Annotated in this window: 29 protein-coding genes; 17 read left to right on the forward strand and 12 right to left on the reverse strand. The window is 53.4% G+C overall.

The genetic code is table 11. The annotated features are described in order from the left end of the window. Positions 1-8: 8 nt before the first annotated feature. The 5 genes from AC790_RS21515 to AC790_RS21535 form a co-directional block, all read right to left on the reverse strand. Entirely contained in the window at positions 9-746 is a 738-nt protein-coding gene (locus tag AC790_RS21515; RefSeq protein ID WP_049853124.1) for an amino acid ABC transporter ATP-binding protein, read from the reverse strand. Beyond that, entirely contained in the window at positions 743-1,387 is a 645-nt protein-coding gene (locus AC790_RS21520) for an amino acid ABC transporter permease (RefSeq protein ID WP_049853125.1), read from the reverse strand. The genes AC790_RS21515 and AC790_RS21520 overlap by 4 nt, the downstream gene beginning before the upstream one ends. After that, positions 1,384-2,121, reverse strand: a complete 738-nt coding sequence (locus tag AC790_RS21525) for an amino acid ABC transporter permease (RefSeq protein ID WP_049853126.1) — start codon at positions 2,119-2,121, stop codon at positions 1,384-1,386. Before AC790_RS21525 ends, AC790_RS21520 begins: the two co-directional genes overlap by 4 nt. Before the next feature lie 49 nt (positions 2,122-2,170). Beyond that, positions 2,171-3,007 (reverse strand): transporter substrate-binding domain-containing protein, encoded by an 837-nt coding sequence (locus AC790_RS21530; protein WP_049853127.1) that lies wholly within the window; start codon positions 3,005-3,007, stop codon positions 2,171-2,173. A 142-nt stretch (positions 3,008-3,149) separates the two neighbouring features. Next, on the reverse strand, positions 3,150-3,542 hold the full coding sequence (locus tag AC790_RS21535) for a RidA family protein (RefSeq protein ID WP_008109150.1): 393 nt from the start codon (positions 3,540-3,542) through the stop codon (positions 3,150-3,152). Positions 3,543-3,933: 391 nt separating this feature from the next. Here AC790_RS21535 and AC790_RS21540 point away from each other — a divergent pair, with 391 nt between their 5' ends. The 3 genes from AC790_RS21540 (at position 3,934) to zigA (ending at position 7,309) form a co-directional block, all read left to right on the forward strand. Continuing rightward, positions 3,934-4,686 carry an IclR family transcriptional regulator gene (locus AC790_RS21540; RefSeq protein WP_049853128.1) on the forward strand — a complete coding sequence of 251 codons (753 nt, stop codon included), beginning with the start codon at positions 3,934-3,936 and terminating at the stop codon, positions 4,684-4,686. 116 nt (positions 4,687-4,802) lie between these two features. Continuing rightward, the gene (locus AC790_RS21545; protein WP_049853129.1) at positions 4,803-5,909 is read left to right on the forward strand and encodes an ABC transporter substrate-binding protein; all 1,107 of its coding nucleotides are present in this window, start codon (positions 4,803-4,805) and stop codon (positions 5,907-5,909) included. Between the two features lie 179 nt (positions 5,910-6,088). Beyond that, positions 6,089-7,309, forward strand: coding sequence for a zinc metallochaperone GTPase ZigA (zigA, locus tag AC790_RS21550; protein ID WP_049853130.1), 1,221 nt, complete (start codon positions 6,089-6,091; stop codon positions 7,307-7,309). 33 nt (positions 7,310-7,342) lie between these two features. On the opposite strand, the gene AC790_RS21555 is transcribed toward zigA, so the two are convergent. Then, positions 7,343-8,011 (reverse strand): O-methyltransferase, encoded by a 669-nt coding sequence (locus tag AC790_RS21555; protein ID WP_049853131.1) that lies wholly within the window; start codon positions 8,009-8,011, stop codon positions 7,343-7,345. 92 nt (positions 8,012-8,103) lie between these two features. On the opposite strand from AC790_RS21555, the gene AC790_RS21560 reads away from it, so the two are divergent. Together AC790_RS21560 and AC790_RS21565 are read left to right on the forward strand one after the other, a co-directional pair. Next, the gene (locus AC790_RS21560; RefSeq protein ID WP_049853132.1) at positions 8,104-8,742 is read left to right on the forward strand and encodes a TetR family transcriptional regulator; all 639 of its coding nucleotides are present in this window, start codon (positions 8,104-8,106) and stop codon (positions 8,740-8,742) included. 127 nt (positions 8,743-8,869) lie between these two features. Beyond that, positions 8,870-9,691 carry a Cof-type HAD-IIB family hydrolase gene (locus AC790_RS21565; protein WP_049853133.1) on the forward strand — a complete coding sequence of 274 codons (822 nt, stop codon included), beginning with the start codon at positions 8,870-8,872 and terminating at the stop codon, positions 9,689-9,691. A gap of 70 nt (positions 9,692-9,761) precedes the next feature. Here the strand turns inward: AC790_RS21565 and AC790_RS21570 are convergent, their stop codons facing one another. After that, a complete protein-coding gene (locus AC790_RS21570) occupies positions 9,762-10,649 on the reverse strand; it encodes an SDR family oxidoreductase (protein ID WP_049853134.1) in 888 nt (295 codons plus the stop codon). Positions 10,650-10,752: 103 nt separating this feature from the next. Between AC790_RS21570 and AC790_RS21575 the strand changes: the two genes are divergently transcribed. After that, positions 10,753-11,577, forward strand: a complete 825-nt coding sequence (locus tag AC790_RS21575) for a helix-turn-helix transcriptional regulator (protein WP_049853135.1) — start codon at positions 10,753-10,755, stop codon at positions 11,575-11,577. Here AC790_RS21575 and AC790_RS21580 read toward each other — a convergent pair. Then, positions 11,519-11,950, reverse strand: coding sequence for a helix-turn-helix domain-containing protein (locus AC790_RS21580; protein WP_049853136.1), 432 nt, complete (start codon positions 11,948-11,950; stop codon positions 11,519-11,521). The two genes, AC790_RS21575 and AC790_RS21580, sit on opposite strands and share 59 nt — an antisense overlap. 111 nt (positions 11,951-12,061) lie before the next feature. Here AC790_RS21580 and AC790_RS21585 point away from each other — a divergent pair, with 111 nt between their 5' ends. After that, positions 12,062-13,111 (forward strand): NAD(P)-dependent alcohol dehydrogenase, encoded by a 1,050-nt coding sequence (locus tag AC790_RS21585; RefSeq protein WP_049853137.1) that lies wholly within the window; start codon positions 12,062-12,064, stop codon positions 13,109-13,111. Positions 13,112-13,605: 494 nt separating this feature from the next. Continuing rightward, the gene (locus tag AC790_RS21590) at positions 13,606-14,001 is read left to right on the forward strand and encodes an adenylyltransferase/cytidyltransferase family protein (protein WP_049853457.1); all 396 of its coding nucleotides are present in this window, start codon (positions 13,606-13,608) and stop codon (positions 13,999-14,001) included. A gap of 40 nt (positions 14,002-14,041) precedes the next feature. On the opposite strand, the gene AC790_RS21595 is transcribed toward AC790_RS21590, so the two are convergent. Next, positions 14,042-15,112, reverse strand: coding sequence for a CDP-glycerol glycerophosphotransferase family protein (locus AC790_RS21595; RefSeq protein WP_161804884.1), 1,071 nt, complete (start codon positions 15,110-15,112; stop codon positions 14,042-14,044). Between the two features lie 360 nt (positions 15,113-15,472). Here AC790_RS21595 and AC790_RS21600 point away from each other — a divergent pair, with 360 nt between their 5' ends. Next, positions 15,473-17,308, forward strand: a complete 1,836-nt coding sequence (locus AC790_RS21600) for a methyl-accepting chemotaxis protein (RefSeq protein WP_049853139.1) — start codon at positions 15,473-15,475, stop codon at positions 17,306-17,308. Between the two features lie 174 nt (positions 17,309-17,482). After that, positions 17,483-18,559: a diguanylate cyclase gene (locus tag AC790_RS21605; protein ID WP_049853140.1), complete on the forward strand. Its 1,077-nt coding sequence runs from the start codon at positions 17,483-17,485 to the stop codon at positions 18,557-18,559. Between the two features lies 1 nt (position 18,560). Here AC790_RS21605 and AC790_RS21610 read toward each other — a convergent pair whose 3' ends face one another. Together AC790_RS21610 and AC790_RS21615 are read right to left on the reverse strand one after the other, a co-directional pair. Further along, a complete protein-coding gene (locus AC790_RS21610; RefSeq protein ID WP_049853141.1) occupies positions 18,561-19,022 on the reverse strand; it encodes an OsmC family protein in 462 nt (153 codons plus the stop codon). Positions 19,023-19,060: 38 nt separating this feature from the next. Then, positions 19,061-19,726: a helix-turn-helix domain-containing protein gene (locus AC790_RS21615; RefSeq protein WP_049853142.1), complete on the reverse strand. Its 666-nt coding sequence runs from the start codon at positions 19,724-19,726 to the stop codon at positions 19,061-19,063. A 137-nt stretch (positions 19,727-19,863) separates the two neighbouring features. Between AC790_RS21615 and AC790_RS21620 the strand changes: the two genes are divergently transcribed. From AC790_RS21620 to AC790_RS21650, 7 genes are read left to right on the forward strand one after another with little or no spacing between them, the layout of a single operon-like run. Beyond that, positions 19,864-20,781, forward strand: a complete 918-nt coding sequence (locus AC790_RS21620; RefSeq protein ID WP_007885195.1) for a carbon-nitrogen hydrolase family protein — start codon at positions 19,864-19,866, stop codon at positions 20,779-20,781. Next, positions 20,774-21,556, forward strand: coding sequence for an ABC transporter ATP-binding protein (locus AC790_RS21625; protein WP_049853143.1), 783 nt, complete (start codon positions 20,774-20,776; stop codon positions 21,554-21,556). The genes AC790_RS21620 and AC790_RS21625 overlap by 8 nt, the downstream gene beginning before the upstream one ends. A gap of 18 nt (positions 21,557-21,574) precedes the next feature. Continuing rightward, entirely contained in the window at positions 21,575-22,411 is an 837-nt protein-coding gene (locus AC790_RS21630; protein ID WP_235440758.1) for an ABC transporter permease, read from the forward strand. A gap of 2 nt (positions 22,412-22,413) precedes the next feature. Beyond that, positions 22,414-23,430, forward strand: a complete 1,017-nt coding sequence (locus AC790_RS21635) for an ABC transporter substrate-binding protein (RefSeq protein ID WP_049853145.1) — start codon at positions 22,414-22,416, stop codon at positions 23,428-23,430. A 9-nt stretch (positions 23,431-23,439) separates the two neighbouring features. Beyond that, on the forward strand, positions 23,440-23,643 hold the full coding sequence (locus AC790_RS21640; RefSeq protein WP_049853146.1) for a hypothetical protein: 204 nt from the start codon (positions 23,440-23,442) through the stop codon (positions 23,641-23,643). Next, positions 23,636-25,006 (forward strand): amidase, encoded by a 1,371-nt coding sequence (locus AC790_RS21645; protein ID WP_049853147.1) that lies wholly within the window; start codon positions 23,636-23,638, stop codon positions 25,004-25,006. Before AC790_RS21640 ends, AC790_RS21645 begins: the two co-directional genes overlap by 8 nt. Further along, positions 25,003-25,878: a DMT family transporter gene (locus AC790_RS21650; protein WP_082204302.1), complete on the forward strand. Its 876-nt coding sequence runs from the start codon at positions 25,003-25,005 to the stop codon at positions 25,876-25,878. Before AC790_RS21645 ends, AC790_RS21650 begins: the two co-directional genes overlap by 4 nt. 217 nt (positions 25,879-26,095) lie before the next feature. Here AC790_RS21650 and AC790_RS21655 read toward each other — a convergent pair whose 3' ends face one another. Further along, positions 26,096-26,380 carry a biofilm development regulator YmgB/AriR family protein gene (locus AC790_RS21655; protein ID WP_007885172.1) on the reverse strand — a complete coding sequence of 95 codons (285 nt, stop codon included), beginning with the start codon at positions 26,378-26,380 and terminating at the stop codon, positions 26,096-26,098. Positions 26,381-26,442: the final 62 nt, after the last annotated feature.

Here is a 26,442-nt window from a genome sequence, read left to right on the forward strand (position 1 = left end):
GCTCCTCCTTAATGCTCAAGTACGCGGGACAAAAACTGCTGGGTGCGCGGATTCTCCGGATTAACGAAAATCTGCTCGGGCGAACCCTGTTCAGCAATCACGCCTTGATCCATAAACACCACGCGGTCGGCGGTTTTACGCGCAAAGCCCATTTCGTGCGTGACCACCACCATCGTCATGCCTTCGCGCGCCAGGCTGCGCATCACTTCCATCACTTCACCCACCAATTCCGGATCCAATGCCGAGGTGGCTTCATCGAAGAACATGATTTTCGGCTCCACCGCCAGCGCGCGGGCAATCGCTACGCGCTGCTGCTGCCCGCCGGAGAGTTGTGCCGGATAGTGATGCGCGCGTTCAGCGAGCCCAACGCGCGTCAACGCAGCCATACCGCGTTTGTTGGCTTCGGCTTCTGACAGCTTTTGCGCTTTGATCAGCGCCAGCGTGACGTTGCCGAGCGCGGTTTTATGCGGGAAGAGATTGAACTGCTGGAACACCATGCCGACGTGACCGCAGATTTCGCTGGCACGCTTGCGTTCGTGCAGCGGCACTGCGTTAACCCAAACTTCGCCGCCGTCGGCCACTTCCAGCCCGCTCATAATACGCAGTACGGTACTTTTGCCGGAACCGGAGGCGCCAATCAGCACCAGCACTTCTCCCGGCGAAACATCAAGGCTGATCTCTTTCAATACCTGGGTTGAGCCAAAAGATTTGGTGATCCGGCTCAGCGTAATGGCGGATTTGCTCATGAAATTTGGCTCCTGGTTTGATGATGTTGTACCCAACGGGAAAGCGGGAAGCAGATGGCGAAATAGAGCAGGGCCACCAGGCCATAAACCACCACCGGCTGGCCGATACGATCGACAATCGCCTGGCCCTGATGCATCAGTTCGGACATGCCGATCATGCTGACAATCGAGGTGTCTTTAATCAGCGAAAGATATTGACCCGCCAGCGGCGGCAGCACGATGCCGCGCGTTTGCGGCAGGATGACGTTGATAAACGTCTGGCGCTTTGACAGCCCAAGAATCCATGACACTTCCCACTGGCCTTTCGGCACCGCTTCAATGCCGGCACGAAATACTTCGGCGATATACGCGCCTTGATAGATGCTCAGGCCCAGAATCCCGGCGGCAAACAGGTTGATGTCATAGCCAAAATAGGCCACACCGAAGTAGATGAACATCAGCGTGATCAGCACCGGCGTACCGCGAAACAGTTCGGTGTAGATAACAGCGATTTGTTTGGCAACCGGCAAGCGGCTGGTGCGCAGCACCGCAGCCAGTAGGCCGAGTAGCGTACTGCCAATAATTGCGGCGAAGGACAGCAGTAGCGTGATACCCAATCCTTTCAACAGAATCGGTAACGAACTGAAAATGAGGTCATTCATAGCGCGTTCTCCCGCTTCATCGGATTAGTCAGCCATTTTCTTGCCCACCACCAGGCGGACTTTTTTACTGGTGTCACCAGCGGCGGGTGGAACATGCGCCGTCCTGCAACCGTGCCCAACCATGAGAACAAATTACTCAACACCAGATAGACCAGCGCAACCACGCTGAAGGTTTGGATATACAGCAGCGTCCGTGCGTTGATTACCGTGGCGGTGCCGGTCAGTTCTGGCAGCGCAATCGCTGACAAAAGTGAGGTGCCGAGCAGTAGTTGAATCAGGTTGTTGATGATGGCCGGCCACACCGCGCGGGCCGCCTGTGGCAGCACGACGGTGACAAACACCTGACGACGCGGAATACCCAGCACCCATGCGGCTTCGAGCTGGCCTTTCGGCACCGACTGAATACCCGCACGGAAGGTTTCGGAGAGATACGCACCGACGTTTATCCCCAGCGCCAGTACACCTGCGGTAAACGCGCTCATGGTGATGCCGAGCGAAGGCAGGCCAAAGAAGATGATGAAAATCTGCAATAGCACCGGTGTATTACGGATGAACTCCACATAGCAGTGGCTGAGCCAGCGCAGCGGCGCCAGCGGCGACGATTTTGCCAGCGCAGACAGCAAGCCGAGAACGACCGCCAGCCCGAACGCCAGCAGCGTCACCTGCAGGGTCAGCCATGCGGCTTCGAAGAAGGTGTCGGCATAGCGCCACAGGGTTAGCCATTGATAACTCATGGTTCTGCTCCTTGGGGCGGCGCAGCATCAACTGCCGCGCCGCGTGCCATCAAAATTGCGGATTCAGCGGGTAGCGCGGTTTGTTACCAAACCATTTCTGATACAGCTGGGCGTTTTCGCCAGAGGCGTTAATTTCAAACAGGAATTCGTTTAGATAGTTGGTCCACACCTGGTCACCCTGTTTCACGCCGAAAGCGTTGTACTCCAGCGGGACCAGCGCTTCGTTGGTGACGGTTAAGGTGGGGTCGAGCTTGGCCTGATAGGCGAGGAAGTTGTTATCCTCGATCATCGCATCGGCCTGGCCCTTCTTCACCGCGAGAATCGCCGCCTGCGATGAGTCATATTCCTGAATCTTCACGTCGATACCCAGGTTGCGCACTTCGTCGCCGTTGGTCGAGCCTTTCACTGTGGCAATGGTTTTGCCGCCCATGTCGTGGGCCGATTGAATGCCGCTATTTTTGCGTACCAGCATCGCTTCACTGGCCACCACATACGGATGGGTGAAACCAATCTCTTTGGCGCGCTCCAGATTGCGAGTGAAATTACAGAACACGACATCCACTTTATTGGTTTGCAGATTAGGAATACGGTTGGCGCTGGTGGTATTGACCATTTCCAGCTTCACGCCCATCTCTTTGGCCAGCGCTTTGGCAAGGTCAACATCGTAGCCATCCGGGTTGCCGTCTTTATCGTAAAAACCAAACGGTGCGAAGCTCAGGCAATCACCCACGCGCAAGGTGCCACGCTGCAATACGCTTTGCAGGGCCGATTGCGGTGCCGCACCGGCTTCTTTTTTTTCTTCCGTTGGCGTACAACCCGCCACAGTCAGTAATACCAGCGCACTGGCTACCGCCTTGACGCCTGTTTTTAGCGATGTTGTTTTCATATCTATGCTCTCTTAAAAAATTTTGACGAGACGGCTTATTGCCGTTATTCAACAGCAAAATAGAAAGGCATCAATTAATAACAGGCTGTCCTGGTGTGACCGCGGAAAGTAAAATTTCGCCAGCCTGATTTAACGGTAATAATTATTTACGGTCGGCGCGGAAACATTTCATATCTACTTCAACTTTGCAGTCGACGACCAAATCCTGCACGCTACAAATACGCGCTGGCGGATTGCCACTGAATATCTCACTGAACACTTTATTGAATGAACTGAAATAGCGTGCGTCGGTTAATACGGCAGTAACGTGTACCACATCTTCTACACGGTAACCGGCTTCGCGCATGATGGTCAGGCAGTTCTCGAAGGCTAGCTGCGTCTGTTCGATGATGCCGCCTTCTACCACTTCACCGTCGCGCATCGGGGTTTGGCCGGAGATATAGAGCCAGCCATCAGCCTCAACTGCCCGAGCGAACGGTAATTTTTGCCCGCCGGTTCCTGTTCCGCCTTCAACGCCATAACGTTTAATCGTCATTCCCTTCTGCTCCTTTTTGCGCATGGACGCGCATTCTGTGTTGTCTGGTATATCAGACTGTTATCTGCAATACCGGATAGGGCAAGATTTGCACAGGACGTTTTCATTTGCAATATGTGAAAGGCTATTTAATTTTTTGTGATGCCGTCGGGATCGCAAAATAAAACTCTGTGAGTAAGAATTAAAAATTATAGTGTGATGGCTATCGTGATTTTATAAAAATCGTAGAGATGCAATGCGCCATAATGAGGCCCCAAAACTGAACGCATTAATAAAGTGGTCATAATTAATTTTTATTTAATCCGGGATGGGTAAAAGCAGGTGTGCGGTGTATGATGTTTTTCTTTTATCGCCTTAACTATTGGTATCAGTGCAACAGGAGAGTGAGTGTATGCCGGATGAAAAACCCTCGCGGGCGCGCGGCGTTGACCGGGTTATCGATATATTTCGGCAGTTGCATAGCGCTCGCCAACCGATGTCAATGCGCGATCTGATCGAAGCGACAGGTGCGCCGCGATCCAGCATTTATGAATTAGTCAGCCTGCTGAGTGAAGCCGGTTTAGTTGAGCTGGATGCAGAGGGCGCGGTGTTTTTTGGCCGGGAGATGCACTACTACGGTGCGGATTATATGGCGCACAATGATCTGATTCGCCGGGCACATCAGCTGATGGTGGAGATTGTGGCGCGACACGGTGAAACCGTTCAGCTCTGTATGCTGGAAGGCAACAAATACACTGTGGTACTTTCTGAAAGTAATGCGCATCCATTTAAAATCACCTCTGATATTGGCGTGCGCGTGCCGATTACCTGGACGGCAACGGGCCGTTTGCTGCTAAGTAATTGGTCAGATAGCGCAATCCTGGAGCTGATCCCCGAAGAGGATTATCGTCTGGCCAGCGGTCAGATTCTCGACAAACAGGCGTTTCTCGATGAAATCCATCATGCCGGTAAACTCGGCTACTGCATGACAGAAGGGTTGTCCGAGAGCTTCACCTGCTGCATGGCGGCGCCTATCCGTTCGCGCAGCGGCCAGGCGGTGGCGGCGATCTGCTTTATGGTTAGTCGCGATACGCCGCGGGAACGGCGTCAGATGCTGCTACAGGAATTGATCACTTCAGGGCAAAAGCTGTCAGATTTCACCTAGCCAGCCAAATGCAAAACTCCGTTACAACTGATTGAAGTGGCGTTTATTTCCGTCACTTAAGGTTGTGTTAAGGTAATTGATAATAATAACTATTCTTCTTACCACGGAGTTTTGGCATGAATACGCGCCTGCTTTTGGCAATGGGGTTACTGGCTTCAACGGCGGCTGCCGCCACCACCTATCCGCTCACCGTCACCGATATGGACGGCAACACGCAAACTATCAGCAAAGAGCCACAGCACATCATCTTGCAGGACGGGCGCGACATCCTAACGCTGGCGCTGCTCGATCGGGACGATCCGTTTAAGCGCGTGGTGGCGTGGAACAACTTGCCGAAAAAGCAGGACACGCAATTCTGGAATGTGCTGAAAGGGCGCTGGCCGGAAGCAACCAAAATTGTTGATATGGGCTTTAACGATCAAGGCCAGGTCGACCTTGAAAGCGTACTGGCGCAGAAGCCGGACCTGATGATTGCGCAGCTGCGCGCCAAACCGGCATTACAGCAGTCTGGCGTGCTCGGCACCTTGAATAATCTGCATATTCCTGTGGTGTTTGTTGATTACGAACTGCACCCGGCACAGAACACTGCGCCGAGCGTCACGCTGCTGGGTAAAGTGTTGAATCGCGAAAGCCAGGCTGCCGCCTACAAAGATTTCTACCAGCAAAAATTTGCACGCATTAGCAAAGGCGTGGCTGAAGTGAAAAACAAGCCGACCGTTTTCATCGAACCGATCGCCGGTAATAGCGATAACTGCTGCTTCACGCACAGCCACAACGGCTGGGGTGGACTGGTGGAAGCGGTGGGCGGGAAGAATATTGGATCGGAGTTGCTGCCAGGTAATGCTGGGTTTGTGGCACTGGAAAAGATCATTGCTATGAAACCTGATGTTTACATCATGACCGGTTCTAAGCGTCCGAATGCCAACGTGCTGCCGTTTGGTTATGGCGTCCAGCCGCAAGAAGTTAAAGCAACCTTCCAGACGCTTTTGAAGCGCACCGGTTTAGCGCAGATCGAACCGGTGAAAGAAGGGCGCGTATATGGCGTTTATCACCACTTCTATAATCACCCGTACAACATCATTGGCATGGAAATTCTGGCGAAAGATCTTTATCCGCAGCAGTTTGCCGACCTGACACCGACCGCAGATTTCCGCACCCTTGTGAAAACCTTCACCACCTTGCCGGATGACGCGATTGACCTGAGCTACCCCAACAATCAGTAATCTTCGTTTGCCAGGTGCGCACAATGCGCACCTTACCTCTCCCACTCTGGTTTATAGCGGCTATCCGCAATCAACCCACATTCCTCAATGACAATATTAATTGTTATGTTATAACATAACTAAAACATCAGCACCTTTGTCTTTCCATGTTGTGAACTTTGTCTTTTGAAGGAGTTGTCATGTCTGCAAAAAACCATCCATCCCGCGAATACAAAAAACTGCCGGTCACCGTGCTTTCCGGTTTCCTCGGCGCGGGTAAAACCACGCTGCTCAACCACATTCTCAATAACCGCGAAGGCCTTCGCGTGGCGGTGATCGTCAACGATATGTCCGAGGTGAATATTGATGCTGCGCTGGTGCGCGACGGCGGGGCGGAGCTATCGCGTACCGACGAGAAGCTAGTGGAAATGAGCAATGGCTGCATCTGCTGCACGCTGCGTGAAGATTTGCTGCTGGAGGTGAACCGTCTGGCAAAGGAGGGGCGTTTCGATAACCTGGTGATTGAATCCACCGGGATTTCCGAACCGCTGCCGGTAGCCGAAACCTTTACCTTCGCCGATGAAGAAGGGCAGAGTTTGTCTGCAGTGGCGTCGCTCGACACCATGGTGACGGTGGTCGATGGCTTCAATTTCCTGCGCGACTATGAATCAAATGAAAGTATTCAGTCACGTGGTGAGTCGCTAGGTGCAGAAGATGAGCGCACGGTGGTGGATCTGCTGGTCGATCAAATCGAATTCTGCGACGTGCTGATCCTGAATAAAACGGATCTAATAAACGAGGCAGAAAAGGAGCGTCTGATGGCGATTCTGACCTCACTCAACCCGCGCGCCAATATCATCACCTCTGCATATGGCAAAGTGGAGCTGGACCAGGTACTCAACACCGGATTATTCGATTTTGACGCTGCGGCGCAGGCGCCAGGCTGGCTGCAGGAGCTGCGTGGCGAACACACGCCGGAAACCGAAGAGTATGGCATTCACAATTTTGTCTTTCGTGCGCGCCGTCCTTTTCATCCAGTGCGCTTTTCCCAGGTAATTGAAAACGAGCTCAACGGCGTGGTGCGCTCCAAAGGATATTTCTGGCTCGCCAGTCGTCCACGTCATGCCGGTTCATGGTCACAAGCGGGTGGTGTGTCACGTCAGGGCTTAGCGGGGATGTGGTGGGCCAGCGTGCCGAAAGAGCGCTGGCCACAGGACGAAGAAAACCTGCAGTACATTCTCGATAACTGGGTTGATGGTAGCGGTGATGCGCGCCAGGAACTGGTATTTATCGGTATCGATATGGATGAAGCGGTGCTGCGCGACAAGCTGGAAAATGCGCTGTTAACCGATGACGAGATGGCGTCTGGGCCGGATCGTTGGGTAGAACTCCCTGACCCGTTCCAGCCGTGGTTTAATTAATACGTTACCTCTGCGGGAGGCTTGCCAGCCTCCCTACGGCTTCCCCAACCACATTGACACTTCCACGCCATCATTAAACGGCAGCGAGATAAATTCTCCACTGCCATGCACCAGCTCGAGATATTCCGGGCTGAAGTCGGCATCATCCGCAACGATCAGCGCACCGGGACGCAAATACGGTTGCACTAACGCCAGAATCTCCGGATAGATCGCTTTCGCGCCATCCAGCACCAGCATATCGATGGATGCAGGTAAATTACTGCTCAAGGTGGCTAACGCATCACCCACGCGCACTTCAATCAGGTCACTGACGCCCGCATCAGCGAAATGATTGCGCGCCAGAGCCACTTTTCCCGGCTCGAATTCGCAGGTGATGATGTTGCCGCCGCCGTTATCACGTAGCGCTGCAGCTAAGTGCAGCGTGGAAATACCAAAAGAGGTGCCAAACTCGATGATCGTTTTTGCTCTGCTGCTGCGCGCTAGCATATAGAGCAACTTGCCGGTTTCGCGCGATATCGCCAGCGGCACATCTTTCAGGTGAGCATAGAGTTCGATGTAATCAGTTTTGCTACGCAGCAGGCGATTTTGCTCTGCGTCAGACATCGTTCTAAACGCTTCATTAGTGGGATGGGCCATATTATCGGCGAGCTCAAACAGGTAGTTCAGCAGCGGGGCTAATGGCGCGGAAGTTAAGGTGTTCATGGTTTTTTCCGTATATCAAAAAGTGGATTAAGCTGTGCGAACAGAATACGATGAATCATTCGCATTTCACTATTCGTGTTCTGGAGTTACTGATGACGGAAAGACGTAACGCTAAGATTTCTGAGAGAAAACGGCCTAAGCAAGCGCGCTCCAGCGAGTTGGTTTCGGCTATTTTACAAGCCGCTACTCAGGTTTTAGAGCAGGAAGGCGCCACGCGTTTTACCACCGCGCGCGTGGCGGAGCGCGCGGGCGTAAGTATTGGCTCGCTTTACCAATATTTTCCCAATAAGGCAGCTATTCTTTTCAGATTACAAAGCGAAGAGTGGCAGCGCACCGGCAATCTATTAGGCGCGATCTTGCGCAATAGCGCTGCTACACCGCGCCAGCGTTTGCACGATCTCACTCTGGCTTTTTTGCAATCGGAATGTGAAGAAGCTGCGATGCGCACGGCGCTTAATGATGCCGCGCCGCTCTATCGCGATGCCCCGGAAGTTCAGGAAGCACAAGCCGCCGGCGAGAACGTTATCAGTGATTTCCTGCTTGAACTGCTGCCGCATTCGGAGGAGGAAGATCGGGCGCGTGCCGCCGATTTGATCAACAGCACGCTAGGCAATGTGGGTAAACATTTTTCCGAATCGCCGCGCACGGCCGCTGAGATTAAAGCCTATGCACATGACATGGCGGAGATGTTCTGTGCCTGGATCAGAGAAAAAGGCGCTGACTTACAGTAAAAGATGGACTGGAAATCTCTGAAAGCGGTGATCAAACTCATTATTCACATTCTCAATAATCCACACCGCGAGTAAGCTTAACAAAGACCTTTTTAAAGCCAATGGCGAGCAAATACGGGAGAGCAAAATGGCAGTGAAAATGATTGCAGTGGACATGGATGGAACGTTTCTCGACGACAAGAAACAGTACAACGTGCAACGCTTTGCGCGTCAGTATGCGCTGTTGAAAGAGAAGGGCATTCGTTTCGTGGTCGCCAGCGGCAATCAATATTATCAACTGCAGCGCTATTTTCCTGATATCAAAGATGAGATCGCCTTTGTAGCGGAAAACGGCGCCTGGGTTTCTGATAATAATGAAGAGATCTTCTGCGGCGAACTGGCCCCGGAGCGTGTGCATCAAATCCTCGATATTTTGGCTAAAGAGCCGGACATTAGCACGGTAGTGTGCGGTCGTAACGGCGCCTATGTGCACACATCGATGCCCGATGAGGTGATTGGCATGTTGGCGAATCACTACCATCGCCTGGAAAAGCGCGACAATCTTTACGATATCGATGACACCATCTTCAAGTTTTCCCTGAATCTGGCGCATGAAGGCGTAGAGGCTTTGATGGAGCGCCTGCACGCCGAACTGGGCGCGATTGAAAACATTATGCATCCGGTTTCCAGCGGATTTGGCTTTGTCGACCTGATCATTCCTGGCTGCCATAAAGCACACGGCATCGCATTGCTGCAGGAAAAATGGGGTATTGATGATTGTGAAGTGGTAGCGATTGGTGACAGTGCCAACGACATCGAAATGCTGCGTCAGGCCTGTTATAGCTTCTCAATGGCTAACGCCGCCGCACCGGTGAGCGCGGTATCGCGTTACAGAACCGAAGGCAATAATGATGAAGGCGCACTGAATGTGATAGCCCGCCTGCTGGCGCGCGAAGAGCCATTTAGTTAAGTATGCTGTTCATTCACTGCACATCCTGAAGCGGCGCAATAAATTGCGCCGCTTCAATGCCTAAGACAGGCTAACTAAAATATCCCGCCTCACGCATATCCTGCAGTAAACCCGGTCCGTTTGGCTGCCAGTTAAATGTCTGGCGCGTCCACGCACTGGATGAAGGATTATCAGCCGACGCAAAGAAAGCCATCCAGCCCAGCCAGGTTTTGGCTTCTTCCAGCGTCAGGCTCTTCACCGGCAGCGCTAATCCTGCACCGATAGTTTCGGCAATCTGCCGAAACGGTATACCTTCCTCCTGCACGGCATGCAGAATGGCACCCGGTTCAGCCTGTTCGGCGGCAAGGCAAAATAGCTCGGCGGCATCGTCGCGATGCACCGCAGGCCAACGATTTTCTCCTTCGCCGACATATACCGCTGCGCCTTTTTCCTTCGCCATATTGATGATCATCGGGATAAAACCATGGTCGCCCGCACCATGCACCGTCGGCGGCAAGCGAACTAACGCCACGCGCACACCGCGATCGGCTAGCGCCAATGCGGCGACGTTAGAATTAGACCGTGGATGTGCGCCCGCTGCCGGACGAATCTGTTCGGTGGCGAGTTGTCCCGGTGCGACTAACGCGGTGCCGGTGGTGACAATCAGCGGGCGGTTGGAGCCAGCCAGCACGTCGCCCATTGCCAGAATAGCGCGTTGATCGACTTCGGCAGCATGATCCATGCGGCTAAAATCGTGGATGTATCCGGCATGAATGACGCCGTCGCTTTGCTCTACCGCACTGCGTAAGCTGGCGAGATCTTCCAGCTCACCGCGTATTACCTGCACACCTTGCTGATGTAATTTCTCTGCTGAAGCTTCGCTGCGTGCTAAACCCAGCACTTCAGCGCCTCGTGCCTGCAGTTTTTTCACAATGGCGGAACCAATAAATCCGCTCGCCCCAGTCACAAAAATTCGCATAATCGTGCTCCACTTTTTCAAAGTTGAAGCACTATCATAAAAGCCTGCGTGGCGGCGAAAAGCCGTGAGCTTATACAGGTATACGCACTAACAGGATAAAGGCATGACTCAGCAAGATGACAATGTGCTCGGCAACTATCTGCGTGAACGCCGCCAGCGGCTGGATGCAGCGAAACTCGGTTACACGCTGCTCCGCCGTCGTACGCCGGGCCTGCGTCGGGAAGAAGTGGCGGTGCGCGCCTGCGTCAGTACCACATGGTACACGTGGCTGGAGCAGGGCAGAGGTGGCGCGCCCTCCGAAGAGGTGCTGGAACGCCTGGCCAAAGCATTAGAATTGAGCGCTGCTGAGCGCGATCACCTGTTTTTGCTGGCGCAGAACCGGCTGCCGGGCGTGACCTGGCAAGCCGGAGTAAACGTTTCGGCTTCGCTGCAACGCGTGCTCGACAGCATGGAACACACGCCCGCGCTGGTGAAGACCGCTGAGTGGCAAGTGGTGGCGTGGAATCGTGCCGCCACCAAAGTGTTTGTGGATTACGCCGAGTTGCCGCCGGAACAGCGCAACATTTTGCTGATGATGTTCCGCAACGAAGAGATGAAAAAACGTTTACCCGATTGGCATCAGGTCACTCGCGGCATGGTGGCCAATTTCCGTGCGGACGTGGCGCGCACCGGTGCCAGCGAGCATGTGCGCGCGCTGGTAGAGGAGCTGAGCGAAATGAGCGAAACCTTCCGCCAGCTATGGCAATCGCAGGAAGTTAGCCAGCATGGCGAAGGCATCAAACAGTTGTGGCTGCCGGACGAAGGCGTGCTGGAGCTGGAGTACAGCACCTTTGCCGTGGAGGGCAAACCCGGCTTGAGTCTGGTGGTATTTAATCCGCGTCAGCAGCGCGATCGAGATTGTGTGGCTCGACTGATGACGCGTCCTTAGCATGGCGATAGCAGGTTTCCATTTCATCCAGCGCCGCCTGATTTTCCAGTCCCCACTGATACATCTGCTCGATCGGTGCCGCGAACGTCATGCCGAGCGGCGTTAAGCGGTAATCCACTTTCGGCGGTATCACATCATAGACATGGCGGGCGATCAGCCCGCGCTGCTCCAGCTCTTTCAACGTTTGAAACAGCATCTTCTTCGATATCCCCTGCAGGCTGCGCTGTAACTCACCGGTGCGTGCGCGGTGATTCGGCCAGTGATACAACGCATGCAGCACCATGCTGCTCCATTTCACAGAAAACAGATCCATCAAGCGTCGCGGCGGCGAATCCGCATAAAAAAATAGTTTACCGTCAACGATTGCGGGCACCGTATGCGCCTCCTGTATGGTTACCAAATGGTAACTACTATCAATTCTGCACCATGTTCACTATAGTCTGCCGCCTTCAGTTAGCTAACGCCAGCCCATTTTGGAGGCAGTATGAAAATCAATGCATTAGTGGCGCACGACGCGACCAAACCTCTCTCATCCAGTCAGATTGCGCTGCGTCCGCTGCAGCAGCAGGATGTCAAAATTGAAATTCTCTACTGTGGCGTATGCCACTCCGATTTGCATATGGCACGCAACGAATGGGCAGTAAGCCGTTATCCGCTGGTGCCGGGCCATGAAATCGTCGGACGTGTGGTTGAAACCGGTACTGATGTGACGAATTTTAAAGCCGGCGATGTGGTAGGCGTGGGCGTGATGGTGGATTCCTGTCGTGAATGCCATTTCTGCCAGCAGAAAGAAGAGCAGTATTGCGAATCCGGTTTCGTCGCGACTTACAACGGTATCGATAAATACACCGGCGATAGCACCTGGGGCGGTTATGCGCAAAACGTGGTGGTTGATCAGCATTTTGTGGTTTCGGTACCGCAGACATTGCCGTTAGCCGGCGTTGCGCCGCTGCTGTGTGCCGGTGTAACAGTGTGGTCACCGCTGCGTCACTTTAATGTTAAAGCCGGTGATAAAGTTGGCGTAGTCGGTTTGGGCGGCTTGGGTCATATGGCGGTTAAATTGGCGAGCGCGATGGGCGCAGAGGTCACGCTATTTACTACTTCGCCTGCTAAAGGTGAGGACGCATTGCGCTTAGGAGCGAAGCGCGTCGTCGTTTCCCGTGATGCGCAGCAGATGGCCGCCGCGCAGACGTCACTGGATTTCATCGTTGACTGCGTTTCTGCACCACACGATCTCGATCCTTATCTCGCCACGCTGAAAACCAACGGCCGTTTAGTATTAGTGGGGATTCCGGAGCAACCGCATCAGTCGCCTAACGTGACGCCAATGGTAAATCGTCGATTAAGCATCAGCGGTTCTTCGATTGGCAGCATTCAGGAAACCCAGGAAATGCTGGATTTCTGCGGCAAGCATAACATTACCGCCGATATCGAACTGATTGTCGGTGAAGAGATTGAAACGGCCTTTGCACGTATGCTGAAAGGCGATGTGAAGTATCGCTTCGTTATCGATATGCAAGCGACTCACTGGTAAAAAAGTACCGCCCGTGCCTTGGCATGGGCGGTTTCAGCCTGAAATCGCCATATCGAAAGGGCTATAACTGATTGATGTGGTTTGAAATAAGCAAAGATAAAGTTCTGAAATTCTCCCTTCATCAAAATTACGCCATATAGTTACAACATACTGAAATGCATAGATTGAACAGCGCCGAATTTTGACTTCTGCAAATGCATTGTTTAATCAAAGGAGGTTGGCAGATGTGGTCAATCACGATGAAATCCTATGCATTTTACATGGTGAAGTTTTGACATCCTCCCCCTTAAATCCGCTACTGTTTAATTCCTTTTCAAGGAAAAACTTCTTCCTGGAGAGATAAAGCTAAAACTCTATATCATTGAAAACACTCTGTTATTTTTATGGCATATAAATTGCAAAGATTGGCGCAATGTAAGATGTACCTCCGACGCGTGAATGATTTTCACGATGAAATAAGAGGTTATCTGTTCTCTCTTTCAATCGGCTATGAAATGAAAATAATTATTACCTTTGGCACCTTTGACGTTTTCCATGTAGGGCATCTGAATATTTTGCGACGCGCAAAAATGCTGGGCGATCGGTTGATTGTGGGAGTTTCATCAGATGCACTGAATTTCCATAAAAAAGCACGCTATCCGATCTATGAAGAGAGTGACAGGTTATCAATAATCGCGAGCATGAAGTATGTTGATGAGGTTTTTCTGGAAGAGTCTTTGGAGTTAAAGCCTGACTATATTAAACAATATAACGCAGATATTTTAGTTATGGGTGATGACTGGAAAGGCAAGTTTGACCACTTCTCATCGCTGGCTGAAGTCGTTTATCTAGAGCGCACGCCGACTATTTCTACCACATCGCTGATTGAGGTGATAAAAAAGCGGTTATAACATCAGTCCTGTCACCAGACTGATGTTTATGTAGTCGCTTTCAATCTAATGCTTTTATTGCATCAACAATGACCTGTGCTGCGCGCATACCCGCGCTTCCATCATTAAATGCATCACAATACTCAGTCTTGATATTTTGCAGCGTGTCAATATTGTTGCGCCACGGATACTCATCAGATAAATAATGCCTGATGTCTGGCATATCACGCGCTACGGGTAGAAATTGTCGAACTTGTTGTTCCGGGCTGTGGTGATTGCTATAGGATTTATTATCTTTTAGTAAATCACCCATTCCTTCCCAGTCCAGTAAAATAATTTTTTTATCTGCGTTGATGGCGTCAAAAATAAAACCACTATTATCGCTAATGACATAATCTGCATGTTTTAGCAGTGCAAAGGTGGCGCTATTATCCACTACAATTCTTTTCAGGAAACGTTTGGCCGTTTTGAGTGCCTGTCTTTCACTCGCTTTATAGAGGGTCGCATGATGCAATTTAGTGATGACATTGTAATCAGTACTCAGACGGCTCAGCCGTTCTGCCCAGTGTGGTAATGAGCTAAGATCGCCATAGGTAGGCGCATAAAGAAGCGTGGGTTTGGTTGCAGATAGTTTCAAATTATCCGGAATATTCTGCGAATAAGTCTTGTTATGCCAGTCATCAAAGCGCGGATTACCGACAACCTTAACACGCTCAGGAAGATTTAATGATTTTTCCGTATAGTGGCTATAACATAAAATAGAGTGGTATTTTTTATTCCATTCAGCATGATTCCATTCGTTTTTAGCCAGACCATAAACGGTACGAATATGAACTCTCGCCATATCCTGAGCATAGTGAAGGTGATAAGGACTAACAAAACATAAGTATGTTTTAGACTGTTTTATTACCGTGGATAGCAAAGAACAGGTTAACTTTTTAACCTTAACTGTGCGTAAGAAACCGAGCATACTTTTGACAAAATCATCTTCTATCAAATCATTAATAATAATTTCGCACGAAATTTTACTATCAAGTAGTTTCAGAATGATGTTTCGATAGACATCATAATGAAACGATGTCTCCATAAAAAAACCTACGGCAGGTCCTTTGTTGAGCGTAGTAGATGACATAATTATTTTAATCCTGAACAGAATGATGTTTGCATTAAGCAAAAACCATGCCAGCCAAAAATGTGTCATGACGGGGAATTCAACGCGGAATGGCGGATGCTGCGGAAGCCACATTTCCCGTAGCGGAAAAGGTAATACCACGAGAAAATAGTCAAGATATGAAAGTATGGCAGGGCATTTTAGCCGCTTTCAAATCTTATTTCGTCTGGTAACCGTTATAGCAAGCCTATCCATGCGACTTTTCAGAAGTGCGTCACATCCTGCAATCACTTTTAACGCAATCCCTAATAAATATTTTCCGCCGTGTTCCGATAACTCCCTTACAAATGTACAAAAACAACAAACGCAGGAGTAGGGAACATGGGGCTGGTATCCCGTTTACGTAATGTGCGCATTACCCGTAAGTTGTCGGCAGGATTCGGCATCGTACTGTTGTTAGTGGCGCTAGCCACCGGATTAAGCGTGCAGCGCTTTAACGCCATTCATGACATCTATCAGAAAACCAACCTGATTTATGACATCAATATTGAAGTGTTTCAGGCCAAAATTAATCGCCTCAAATATCTTTATGGTGATGACAAATCCGGTCAGGTCATGGCGAACTACGTCACTCACGCGCAACAGTTGACGAGCGAAGCGAAACAGCTCTCCTGGACTGAAGGTGCCAAAGAGCGGGTCGATGAATTGACGACGCATCTCGCCAGTTTCCACAACAGTATTGGCGCAATGACGCAGGCCACGCAGCAACTCAACAGCCTGCGCTCGCAGCTTGATAGCTTAAGTCAGCAGGATATGACGTCACGCTACACCCAACTTATTCGCACTCCCGTCACCAATCCCGATCTCACCAACCAAATTTATCAGCAGCTTTTTGCCATCAGTAATGTGCGTGAAGAGGCGTGGGCGCTGCGCTTTAACGTCAGCGATGCGCTGCGTAAAACGCTGGAGAACCATTTCCAGCAGGCCGATCAAGGTATGAAAGCTTTACTGGCACAGCTGCCGCCAGAACAGCAGGGTGAATTTAACGCGCTGTGGAATGAGACACAAAAATTCAAAAGTTTGAGCCTGCAAGCGGCAGATGCCTATGGGCAACTGCGTAGCGCGGAAGACACCGTTAAAGTGGCAGGCGATAAGAGCAGCGCCGCAATCAAACAGATTATTACCATCGTCAAAGCGCGTAACGATGAACTGGCCAACGGCTCGGCGGCGATTTCGTTGCTGATAGGTGGCCTGGCCATTCTGTTTGGCGTTTTGGTGGCGTGGTACATCATCCGCCAGATTACGCGTCCGGTTTTCCACAACCTGGAACTGGCGGAGCGTATCGCCAATGGCGATCTCAGTTCGCAGTTTGCTACTGACCGGCATGATGAATTAGGTAAATTGACTTCGGCGATGGGTCGCATGAACGAACGCCTGCGCAGCATGATTGGCGATGTGTTGAGCAGTGTCAGTAGCGTATCGCAGGCGGCCAGCGCGATTAATCAGGGTAACCTGGATTTGTCATCGCGCACCGAGCAACAGGCTGCGGCGGTGGTGCAAACGGCCGCCAGCATGGAACAGCTCACCGCCACGGTGAAAAATAACGCCGCGAATGCGCGTCAGGCGAGCCAGATCGCCGCTGAAGCCTCACACAATGCCAATAAAGGCGGCATCGCGGTGCGCGATGTGGTGAATACCATGGGCGAAATCTCTGAAAGCTCGAAGAAAATCGCCGATATCACCGCCGTGATTAACAGCATTGCTTTCCAGACTAACATCCTTGCGCTTAACGCTGCGGTGGAAGCGGCTCGTGCCGGCGAACAAGGACGCGGTTTTGCTGTGGTCGCCAGCGAGGTACGTAATCTGGCCCAGCGCAGTGCCGGTGCCGCTAAAGATATCGAGCAGCTCATCAGTGAATCGGTGGGCCGCATCAGCAATGGCCACCAGCAGGTGGCGCGCGCCGGTGAAACCATGGATCATATTCTCGGCAGCATTGCGCGCGTGAATGAGATTATGGGGGAGATTTCAGCGGCGTCCGATGAGCAGAGCCGCGGCATCGAGCAGATCGCCCGAGCGGTCGGCGAGCTGGATACCACCACGCAGCAGAACGCCACGCTAGTAAGCGCCTCTTCACACTCGGCGAATTCGCTGGAAGAGCAGGCGATGATGCTGGAACGGCTGGTGGCGCAGTTCCGCTTGCAGGGCGCGACACGCTAGACAACAGGGCAGTGGACGTCGCTCCAGATTGATCTCCACTGCCTCTCTTTTGCACACAATGCGAGATTTTTGTTCTGCCAACAAATGGCAAGGTAAATATTCTTAAAATAAAGCGATCCGCGGCTACTTTTTCCCGTTAAACTGCAATTCTTGTCGCCCTGATATCTCCCATGCATGAACTACTACTCACCTGACGATAGCCATTTGAAGCGGCGTTCCCAACGCTTCGTACGTCGCATGTTCATCATGCGTCAGCTCGGCACGATTTTATGTTTTTTCCCGATTCTATCGGTGCTGATGGAGATGAATCGCAGCGTGGGATTTAGCGCGCTGTTATTCGTGAATGCCTTTTTCTGGCCGTGGCTGGCTTATCGCCGCGCGCTACGCGCCGAAGACTCTACGACCAGCGAGCGACATAATCTCACCCTCGACGCCGCATTTGGCGGCATCTGGGTGGCGCTGATGGCGTTAAGTCCGCTGCCCTCGTTTATCATCATGGCGGTGCTGGCCTCCGATCGCTATGCCGCTGGCGGCGCGGCACAGTTAATCGCCGCGATGCAGGCCTTTCTGTTTGCGTTTGTGCTGGTATGGCTGGTGGATGGCGCAGGCGTGCATCTGGCGTTTAGCACGCAAACCGTGTGGTTAACGTTGCCGCTAGCAACCTGCTACATGCTGGTGTTGAGCGTCACGTCATACAATCTTACCTGGCAGCTGCGCAAACGAAATCGTGAGCTGGAGCGCATCGCGCTGATGGATCCGGGTCTGGAGATCCCCAACCGTCGCCTGTTTGAGCGTCGGCTGGAAAGCGAATTTCTCAGTACCCGGCGCGGTGATAGCGCGGGCTATTTGTTGCTGATGGATCTCGATTATTTCAAATCGGTAAACGATACCTGGGGCCACGAGGCAGGCGATTTCCTGTTGGCGGAGATCTCGGCGTTGCTGCGTAACCATGTAGGATTGCAGGATATTCCAGCGCGTTTTGGCGGCGATGAGCTGGGCGTGATTGTGCACCATGCCAGCGACGAATCGGTGGTGGCGCTGGCCAGGCGTTTGCAAGAGAAAATAGCGCAGGTGCGCCTACCGGCTTCAGCGGAGTTTCATTGCTCGGTGAGTATTGGCATTGCTTCTGCGGCACATGCGGAATCGATCCGTCAATGGCTGCGACACGCTGATGAGGCGCTATACGAAGTGAAACGCGCCGGACGCAACGGTGTGCGCTTATGGCAACCCTCGCTGGCCGGCGCGGCCTGACTTAACTGAACTCGGGTGCGCAAATTACCGGAAAGTTAAGTGAATTGGCGATAAAACAGGCCTCATGTGCCTGATGATGTAGCGCACGCGCGCGGTCCGCATCTGCCGGATCGCGCAGCGTAATACGTGGTTTCAGGATGATCTGGGTAAAGCGACCGCGCGTCTCTTCAATCATGGTGCCTTCTGCCGCATCTTCATACGCTTTCACCACAATCCCGGCATCTGAACAGAGATGCAGATACCACAATTTATGGCAGGCCGAGGCTGAAGCCAGCAGTAACTCTTCCGGATTCCAGCGCGCCGCATCGCCACGAAAAGCCGGATCGGCGCTCAACGCCACCGTCTCTTTTCCTGCGGCAATCAGCTCTGCGTTACGATCGTAAGCGGTATAGGATGCCGTGCCGTTGCCGCGATTGCCGGTCCAGCGAACCGTGACCTGATAATGATGTTCCCGTGCTGCCATTTCTGAAGCTCCTTTCGAATGAACAATGCCTCAGCAGACTAACATGGCGCTCCGCGCGCCAGATCCTCAATATCCAGCTTTTCCGTCTGACAGATGGAGATCAAGCTGGCGGCTTCGTCACTCAGACGCACAAAAGTATGGCGCATGGTGCTGTCGATGTAGGCGCTATCGCCTTTGGCCAGCCGCAGCGGTGCGTACAGCTGCGTGTGCAACATCACTTCACCACTTAGCACGTAGATAAACTCTTCGCCCGCATGCTGCGACCAGGCTTCTGGCGGCGGCAATTGCTGGGTTTCAATGCCCATCACCACCGGAATCATGCCTTTTACCAGCAGCTCAGCGGCGTGCACTTCATAGCGAAACCACGGATTGGTGAATGCAATTCCTTTGCCCGCCAGCGTGTAAGTACGACGCCCCTGAATGGCGCCGCGGGGCAGCGGTGAATCAGGCAGATCTTCAGCAAAGAGTTCGGCCAGCGAGTAATCAAAAGCGCTGGCGATTTTGGCGATGGTATCGAACGACGCCGAAACCTGGCCTTTCTCAATCTTCGACAACGTGGAGATAGATACGCTGCTGAGCTCGGCAACCTGCTCCAGCGTAAGTTCACGCGCCTGACGTAGGGTCTTGATGCGCATACCAAAATCCTGCTCGCCGGTGGTGGCTGCGCCCAGCCCGGAGGCTTCATGCTGTCGGGTGGTTTTCATCGTGCTGACTCTCTTCCACAGAGTGAATGTGAACACTAATTTCTCACATATGATAAAAAATTTCCTATAAGAAAATTGTATTGGTCATAGTGTGAGTTACGTAGCAGCTTAGAAAAAAACTTCTGGGAGCTGTAGTCATGACCGCCATCACCATTGCCAGCGTCACCTTAACGGCGTTTTACGATAAAGCTCGCAATCTCAATAACCTGCTGGCGTGGATGGAGCATGCGGCGCAGGAAGGTGCCGATCTGGTGGTATTTCCAGAGCAGATTTTACAGGGCTATCTGCCAGACACGCTCAACTGGAACGGCGACGCGGTGGCGTGGCAAATGGCACAGGCCGAAGTGGTGCCGCAGGGTGAAAGCGTTCAGGCATTGCAGCGCCTGGCGACTCAGCTTGGCCTGCATGTGGTGTTCGGCATGACGGAGCGCCACCCCGAACGTGCCGAAGTGCTGTTCAACAGCGCGGTGCTGCTGGGGCCGCAAGGTTTAATCGGCGTATATCGCAAGGTGCATCAGCCGGGCGATGAGAAGCACGTTTACTATCCTGGCAGCGACTTCCCGGTGTTTAACACAGCGCTGGGTCGCATCGGCATGCTGATTTGCTACGACAAGGTGTTCCCGGAGAGTACGCGCGAGCTGGCGCTGAAAGGGGCGGACATCATGATCATGCCCACCGCGTGGGGCTACGGCGGTGATGGCAGCGCCGGGGATGCCGACCCCATGGTCGATAGCTACACGTTGTTTGGCCGGGTGCGCGCCCTTGAGAATCAGTGCTGGATGGTCGAATCCAATCTGTGCGGGCAGCACGGCAATCTGCACTATCACGGCCACAGTCGCATCATTGATCCGCTCGGCAAGATTATTGCCGACAGCGGTAGCCGCGAAGGCATGGCGCTGGCCAACGTGGAGATCCAATCCGCCATCCTGCGTGCGCGCAGCAGCGACTATCTCGGTTATCACTTCCTGAAAGATTACGTTCCGGTGCAGGCGCCGCCTTCACCCTTAACGGTTCACAATCGCCACGCGCGACCTCTGGGGGAAAACCATGACTAAGGTACTGGAAGCCGCAGGCATCCATAAAAGTTATCCGACGGCGGGCGGCGAAGTGACGGTTCTGCGCAACCTGAATTTCCACGCTAACCAAAATGAATTCGTCTCGTTTGTGGGGCCGAGCGGCTGTGGCAAATCGACGCTGTTCAACATTATTACCGGCCTGCTCATGCCCGACAGCGGCAGCATTCTGCTGAAGAATCGTGAAACCACCGGCACGCCATCGCCGGAACTCGGTTATGTGCTGCAAAAAGATCTGCTGTTTCCGTGGCGGACGGTGATCGACAACGTGATTCTCGGCCTGGAAGTACGCGGCACGCCGAAAGCCGAAGCGCGCGCCAGAGCGCGTGAACTGTTTGAGCTCTACAAAATGACCGGCTTTGAACAGAAATATCCTGCGCAATTGTCCGGCGGCATGCGCCAACGCGTGGCGCTAATGCGCACCATGGTGACCAACCCGGAAATCATCCTGATGGATGAAGCCTACAAAGCGCTGGATTACCCGCTGAAAATCGCGCTGGAGAGCGAGTTGCTCAGCGTGGTGAAGGATCAGCATAAAACGGTGATTTTCATTACGCACGATATCGAAGAGGCGGTGACGATGTCGGATCGCGTCTACGTAATGAAAGCGCGTCCGGGAGAGATCGTGCAGGAAATTAAGGTCGATCTCGGCACCGACAGCTTATCCATTCCTGAACGCCGCCTGGCGCCGCGCTTCAATGAATATTACGAGCGCATCTGGCGCAGCATCGGCACGCAACCTGAGCCGGTTAACTAACAAGAGGATCACATGGTGATGAATACGCTGTCTTCGCGCCCGACGGTCGGCGCGACCGCAAATCGCAGCAGCCGCGAAACCTTCTTCCGCTCGGCTAACGCGCGCCGTTACACGCTGCTGGTGCTCCAGATTGCGATTGTGGTGCTGCTGCTTGGCGGTTGGGAACTCGGGGTTCGCAGCGGCAACATCAACGCGTTTCTGTTTTCCAGCCCATCGCAGGTCTGGGAAGTGCTGGTGGCACGCTTCCACAGCGGCGAAATGCTCACCGACATCCGCGTCACCGCAGTGGAAACGCTGGTTGGCTTTGCGGTGGGCGCGATTGGGGGATCGATCCTTGGCCTGCTGCTGTGGTATTCCCGCTTTATCTCCGATCTTGCCGCGCCATTTATCGCGGCGATTGGCTCAATTCCGGTGCTGGCGATTGCACCGATGACCATCATCTGGTTCGGCACCGAAATGCTGTCGAAAGTGGTGATCGTGGCGTTCTCCTGCGTGGTGGTGTCGTTGACCACCTCATATAAAGGCGCGATGCGTACCGATCCTGACCTGATTAATCTGCTGCGCTCCTTCAATGCCGGGCGCGGCACAATTTTCTTCAAGCTGGTGGTGCCATCAGCGATGTTGTGGGTGCTCTCCGGTTTACGCCTTAACGTGGGTTTTGCGCTGGTCGGTGCCATCGTTGGCGAATACATCTCGTCCGATGCGGGCGTCGGGCACATGATCCTGCTCGGCAGCTCCAACTTCGGTATGAACATTGTGCTGGCTGGCATCGTGCTGGTCATGCTGATGATGCTGTGTTTTAACGCGCTGGTGGCTTTTCTTGAACGCCTCATTCTCTCCTGGGACAGGAAATAATCATGAAAACATTTCGCTTCGCTACGATCTCTGCCGCAGTTTCTTTGGCTTCACTGGTATGTGTCAATCCGGCGTTAGCTGCTGACACGCCGGTACGCATCAACCAGGCTTTCCAGTCGCTGCTTTATCTGCCGCTTTACGTGGCGCAGGAGCAGGGTTTTTTTAAGCAGCAGGGCGTTGAGGTAAAAATCAGCACCGGTGGTGGCGGGGCGCAATCCTGGGCGGCGGTCATTGGCGGCTCGGCGGATTTCTCGATTCAGGATCCGGTTTTTGTGCCGAAAACCCGGGAAAACGGCGGTAAGGGGGTGGGAGTGGCGGGGGTACAGAATGCGCCGACCATCTTTGTCTTCGGCAAAGAAGCCGCTTCGCTGCAGGACAATTTGTCGCTGTTATCCGGTAAACGCGTGGTGACCAGCCCGCAGCCGGATACCACCTGGGCGTTCATGAGTTATCTGATCAAACAGAACAACCTCAAGGACGTGAAGCTGGTGCACGTGGCGATCGGCAATGAAATCCCGGCGGTGGCGGCGGGTAGAGCCGATTACGCGCTGGCAGCGGAACCGCAGGTTACCATGGCTGAGCAGCAGAATGGTTTGCATGTGGTCTATTCGTTTTCGGCGGCACAATCCTGGTATCCGTTCGCCTTCTCCAGCCTGACGACTACGCAGCAGTACATCGACAAAAATCCGCAGGCGGCGCAGGCGGTAGTGACCGCATTCGAACAGGCTTCACGTTTCATCTATAAACATCAGGAAGAGTCGGTACAGATTGCACGCAAATACTTCCCGGCGTTGCCGGAAGCGGTGGTGAAAAAAGCGGTACAGCGTGAGATTGACGCTAAGGGTTATCCGGAGAATGTACTGGTGTCGCAGAAAGCGTGGGACAACAACATGAACATTGCACTGTATGCCAAAAACATCAAAGCCTATCCCTCGGAAGCCACCTCTTATCAGAACAACGTGAATGTCGATCTGGCAACCAAAGCCAAAGCGGCGGTTGATGCGCTGGGCGATAAATAAGGAGCCGCTATGGAGAGTATTGCACTACGGCTGGCGCTGATTCAGCGCCACTGTGCGGCCGATGCCGCTGAGCTGCAGCATTTACTGACCGATTGCGAAGCGCGTGCGGCGGGTGTCAGCGCCTTTGCCGCGCAGCACTTCCCGCCAACTTTATTGCCGGCGCAAGCGTGGGTTTCGGCTTTACAACCGCCGCTGGAGTTGCCGCATGACTGAACTTATTGATGCCTCGATGCTGGCGCTGGCGCAGCAGCTGCGCACGCGACAGACCAGCGTGCCGGAACTGGTGGAAGCCTGTCTGGCACGCGAAGAGGCCACCCACGATCTGAATGCGTTTACTGAGGTCTATGCTGCGCAGGTGCGGCAAACGGCCAAAGCCAGTCAGCGCCTGCTGGAGCAGGGTTACGATCTTGGCCCGTTGCACGGCATGCCGATCGCCATCAAAGCCAATATCGATCTGGCGGGTGAAGAGATGCATGCGGGCAGCAAAATCCTCAGCGGTAACATCGCCAGCCGCGACGCGGTGGTGGTGCAGCGTCTAAAGCAGGCGGGCGCGCTGATTATTGGCAGCACCAACATGCATGAGTTCGCGTGGGGAGGCACCACCAATAATCCGCATTATGGCGCCAGCAGCAATCCGGGGGATGACTCGCGCACCCCCGCCGGTTCGAGCGGCGGCTCAGGTGTCGCGGCCTCGGTGCGCAGCGCCGTGGCAACGCTGGGAACCGATACCGGCGGATCGATTCGGTTACCGGCATCGATGAATGGCATCACCGGTTTGCGCCCGGGCGTTGGCCGGCTTTCCACCGAAGGCATTTTCCCGCTGGCCACCAGCCTCGATACGGTGGGTCCGCTGGCGCGTTACGCTGAAGAGTGCGAAGTACTGTTCGATGTGCTTGAGGGCAAAGCAGGAAAACTCAGTGCCATGCCAGAACTGGCAGGCTTGCGCATCGGTTTGTTGCCGGATGTGCATCAGCAGGTGCAAGCGGATGTAGCGAGCGCTTACAATCAAATGGTGCAGTGGTTTAGTGCCGCCGGCGCGCGTTGCCAGACGCTAAGTTTCACCGGGCTTGATCAGGCGGTGAATGCGCTGGTGCTGATCAATCTCGCAGAACCGGCCTCGCTGCACGCTGCGTGGCTGGCAGACCGCCCGCAGGAGTACGGCGCGGACGTACGCAAATTATTACAGGCCGGGTTGAGCATTACGGCGGTGGAGTATCTGCAGGCGCAGCGCTTCCGTACCGGGTTTCGCATGCAGATGCTGCAACAGCTTAATCAGGTGGATGTGATTCTGGTGCCGACGCTGCCGTTTACTGCGCCGCATAAAGGTCTGGAAGTGATTCAGATGGGCGATCGCGAAGAGAGCGTGTTGACCGGCAACATGCGCTACAACGCGCTGGCGAGTTTGTCGGCATTACCGGCCATCAGCCAACCCGCGGGTTTTGATCGCGACGGCATGCCGATTGGCATGCAGCTGATTGGCCGCGACGGCGCCGAACGTCAGCTGCTGGCACTGGCACGCCGCTTCCAGCTGGAGCACGATTATCACCAGCAAACGCCTGGACGGTTGCGCGCGTGAAAGCGCTGTCGCTGCGCGATGTGCTGATTCTGGTACTGGTGGTCAACGGTTGGGCGTTTAACGTCATCGCCATGAAGTTCGGCCTCATGGAGCTACCGCCACTGTTTATGTTGACGCTGCGGTTTATGCTGGTGGCGGCGATTCTGCTGCCGTTTCACCGTCTGACACGGCGCCAGCTGCCCGGTATGTTGTTGCTGGCGTTCACCTTCGGCTTTGTGCATTTCGGGCTGATGGTGATCGGCATGCAAACCGCTGATGCCGGTACCACCGCGGTGTTTATTCAAATGGGTACGCCGCTGGCCATGCTGCTGGCGGCGTTCTGGTTGAAAGAGCGGCTTGGCTATCGGCAAATTTCTGGTGTGGCGGGGGGATTTTTCGGCGTGATGATTCTGGCGGGCACTCCAGCACTTACGCACTGGCAGGGTATGATGTGGCTGCTGATCAGCGCCTGCGGCTGGGCATGCAGCACGGTGATTATCAAGCGTCTGCCGCCCATTGCACCGCTGGCGATGACCGGCTGGCTATCGTTGTTTGCCATCCCGCTGGTCGGCATAAGTTCGCTACTCACCGAGCAACATCAATTCACTTTACTGCTGCAAGCGGGCTGGCGTGGCTGGCTGGGCGTGATTTACAGCGCATTAGGTTCTTCGGTGTTCGCCTATTCGCTGTGGTACGGCTTGCTGAAACGCTATCCCGCCAGCCAGATTTTGCCGTGGTCGCTGCTTAGTCCGGCGCTGGCGCTGCTGATGGGCGTGACAATCCTGCATGAAACCCTCGATCACAGCAAAGTACTCGGCACGCTGCTGATTGTGGGTGGGATATTGCTGGCGGTGGTGCGGCGGCAGGTGTTCAGACGGCGGGTGCTGGCATAAACAAGTGACGCACGGTCACGGCATAAGCCTGAGCTCCAACTCAATGCTATTTAATAAAGTAGTAACGCTACCGAAATAGGATAGGCAAATAAAGTGAACGAGAAAATGAAGTGAACTGAAGGTTGAATAGTTCGGTAATGACAATTCGACCCGACATATCTCCCGGCTTTTGCATAATTCGGGAGATATGCCAGGTTGGACCTGCATGACCATTTATTCACCAGTCAAAATAGGCCCATCGCTCTTCTTCACCTGGGGTATATCCCACGACGACTTTGAGCGCATTAATTAATACATCAAGTTGTGCTTCATCAGAGGTGTTTTCAATGGCTGCGATGAGATGCAGAATCATGGCGCTGCTGGTGAGGTTCTCTCCATGATTCATAATGTCGCGAATTGCGGCGTCCATCACGGCCGCTTCTGCCGAAAACTGGTCACCCGCACTGCGGAAGTGATGAATAATATTTGCTTCGACAGACGACTGCTGCGTGCTTTGGTGCATTTTATTTTCTCTCCTTTGTCCGTTAGGCGGGGCAGTGTGCTTATTAAGAGAATCTCTGTGCT

Source organism: Pantoea sp. RIT-PI-b (assembly GCF_001187905.1).
GTDB lineage: Bacteria > Pseudomonadota > Gammaproteobacteria > Enterobacterales > Enterobacteriaceae > Pantoea > Pantoea nemavictus.

Bases quoted from the DNA above. Each gene is read 5' to 3' on its own strand.
- AC790_RS21515 (WP_049853124.1), bottom strand. From the start codon at position 746: ATGAGCAAATCCGCCATTACGCTGAGCCGGATCACCAAATCTTTTGGC.
- AC790_RS21520 (WP_049853125.1), bottom strand. From the start codon at position 1,387: ATGAATGACCTCATTTTCAGTTCGTTACCGATTCTGTTGAAAGGATTG.
- AC790_RS21525 (WP_049853126.1), bottom strand. From the start codon at position 2,121: ATGAGTTATCAATGGCTAACCCTGTGGCGCTATGCCGACACCTTCTTC.
- AC790_RS21530 (WP_049853127.1), bottom strand. From the start codon at position 3,007: ATGAAAACAACATCGCTAAAAACAGGCGTCAAGGCGGTAGCCAGTGCG.
- AC790_RS21535 (WP_008109150.1), bottom strand. From the start codon at position 3,542: ATGACGATTAAACGTTATGGCGTTGAAGGCGGAACAGGAACCGGCGGG.
- AC790_RS21540 (WP_049853128.1), top strand. From the start codon at position 3,934: ATGCCGGATGAAAAACCCTCGCGGGCGCGCGGCGTTGACCGGGTTATC.
- AC790_RS21545 (WP_049853129.1), top strand. From the start codon at position 4,803: ATGAATACGCGCCTGCTTTTGGCAATGGGGTTACTGGCTTCAACGGCG.
- zigA (WP_049853130.1), top strand. From the start codon at position 6,089: ATGTCTGCAAAAAACCATCCATCCCGCGAATACAAAAAACTGCCGGTC.
- AC790_RS21555 (WP_049853131.1), bottom strand. From the start codon at position 8,011: ATGAACACCTTAACTTCCGCGCCATTAGCCCCGCTGCTGAACTACCTG.
- AC790_RS21560 (WP_049853132.1), top strand. From the start codon at position 8,104: ATGACGGAAAGACGTAACGCTAAGATTTCTGAGAGAAAACGGCCTAAG.
- AC790_RS21565 (WP_049853133.1), top strand. From the start codon at position 8,870: ATGGCAGTGAAAATGATTGCAGTGGACATGGATGGAACGTTTCTCGAC.
- AC790_RS21570 (WP_049853134.1), bottom strand. From the start codon at position 10,649: ATGCGAATTTTTGTGACTGGGGCGAGCGGATTTATTGGTTCCGCCATT.
- AC790_RS21575 (WP_049853135.1), top strand. From the start codon at position 10,753: ATGACTCAGCAAGATGACAATGTGCTCGGCAACTATCTGCGTGAACGC.
- AC790_RS21585 (WP_049853137.1), top strand. From the start codon at position 12,062: ATGAAAATCAATGCATTAGTGGCGCACGACGCGACCAAACCTCTCTCA.
- AC790_RS21590 (WP_049853457.1), top strand. From the start codon at position 13,606: ATGAAAATAATTATTACCTTTGGCACCTTTGACGTTTTCCATGTAGGG.
- AC790_RS21595 (WP_161804884.1), bottom strand. From the start codon at position 15,112: ATGTCATCTACTACGCTCAACAAAGGACCTGCCGTAGGTTTTTTTATG.
- AC790_RS21600 (WP_049853139.1), top strand. From the start codon at position 15,473: ATGGGGCTGGTATCCCGTTTACGTAATGTGCGCATTACCCGTAAGTTG.
- AC790_RS21605 (WP_049853140.1), top strand. From the start codon at position 17,483: ATGAACTACTACTCACCTGACGATAGCCATTTGAAGCGGCGTTCCCAA.
- AC790_RS21610 (WP_049853141.1), bottom strand. From the start codon at position 19,022: ATGGCAGCACGGGAACATCATTATCAGGTCACGGTTCGCTGGACCGGC.
- AC790_RS21615 (WP_049853142.1), bottom strand. From the start codon at position 19,726: ATGAAAACCACCCGACAGCATGAAGCCTCCGGGCTGGGCGCAGCCACC.
- AC790_RS21620 (WP_007885195.1), top strand. From the start codon at position 19,864: ATGACCGCCATCACCATTGCCAGCGTCACCTTAACGGCGTTTTACGAT.
- AC790_RS21625 (WP_049853143.1), top strand. From the start codon at position 20,774: ATGACTAAGGTACTGGAAGCCGCAGGCATCCATAAAAGTTATCCGACG.
- AC790_RS21630 (WP_235440758.1), top strand. From the start codon at position 21,575: ATGAATACGCTGTCTTCGCGCCCGACGGTCGGCGCGACCGCAAATCGC.
- AC790_RS21635 (WP_049853145.1), top strand. From the start codon at position 22,414: ATGAAAACATTTCGCTTCGCTACGATCTCTGCCGCAGTTTCTTTGGCT.
- AC790_RS21640 (WP_049853146.1), top strand. From the start codon at position 23,440: ATGGAGAGTATTGCACTACGGCTGGCGCTGATTCAGCGCCACTGTGCG.
- AC790_RS21645 (WP_049853147.1), top strand. From the start codon at position 23,636: ATGACTGAACTTATTGATGCCTCGATGCTGGCGCTGGCGCAGCAGCTG.
- AC790_RS21655 (WP_007885172.1), bottom strand. From the start codon at position 26,380: ATGCACCAAAGCACGCAGCAGTCGTCTGTCGAAGCAAATATTATTCAT.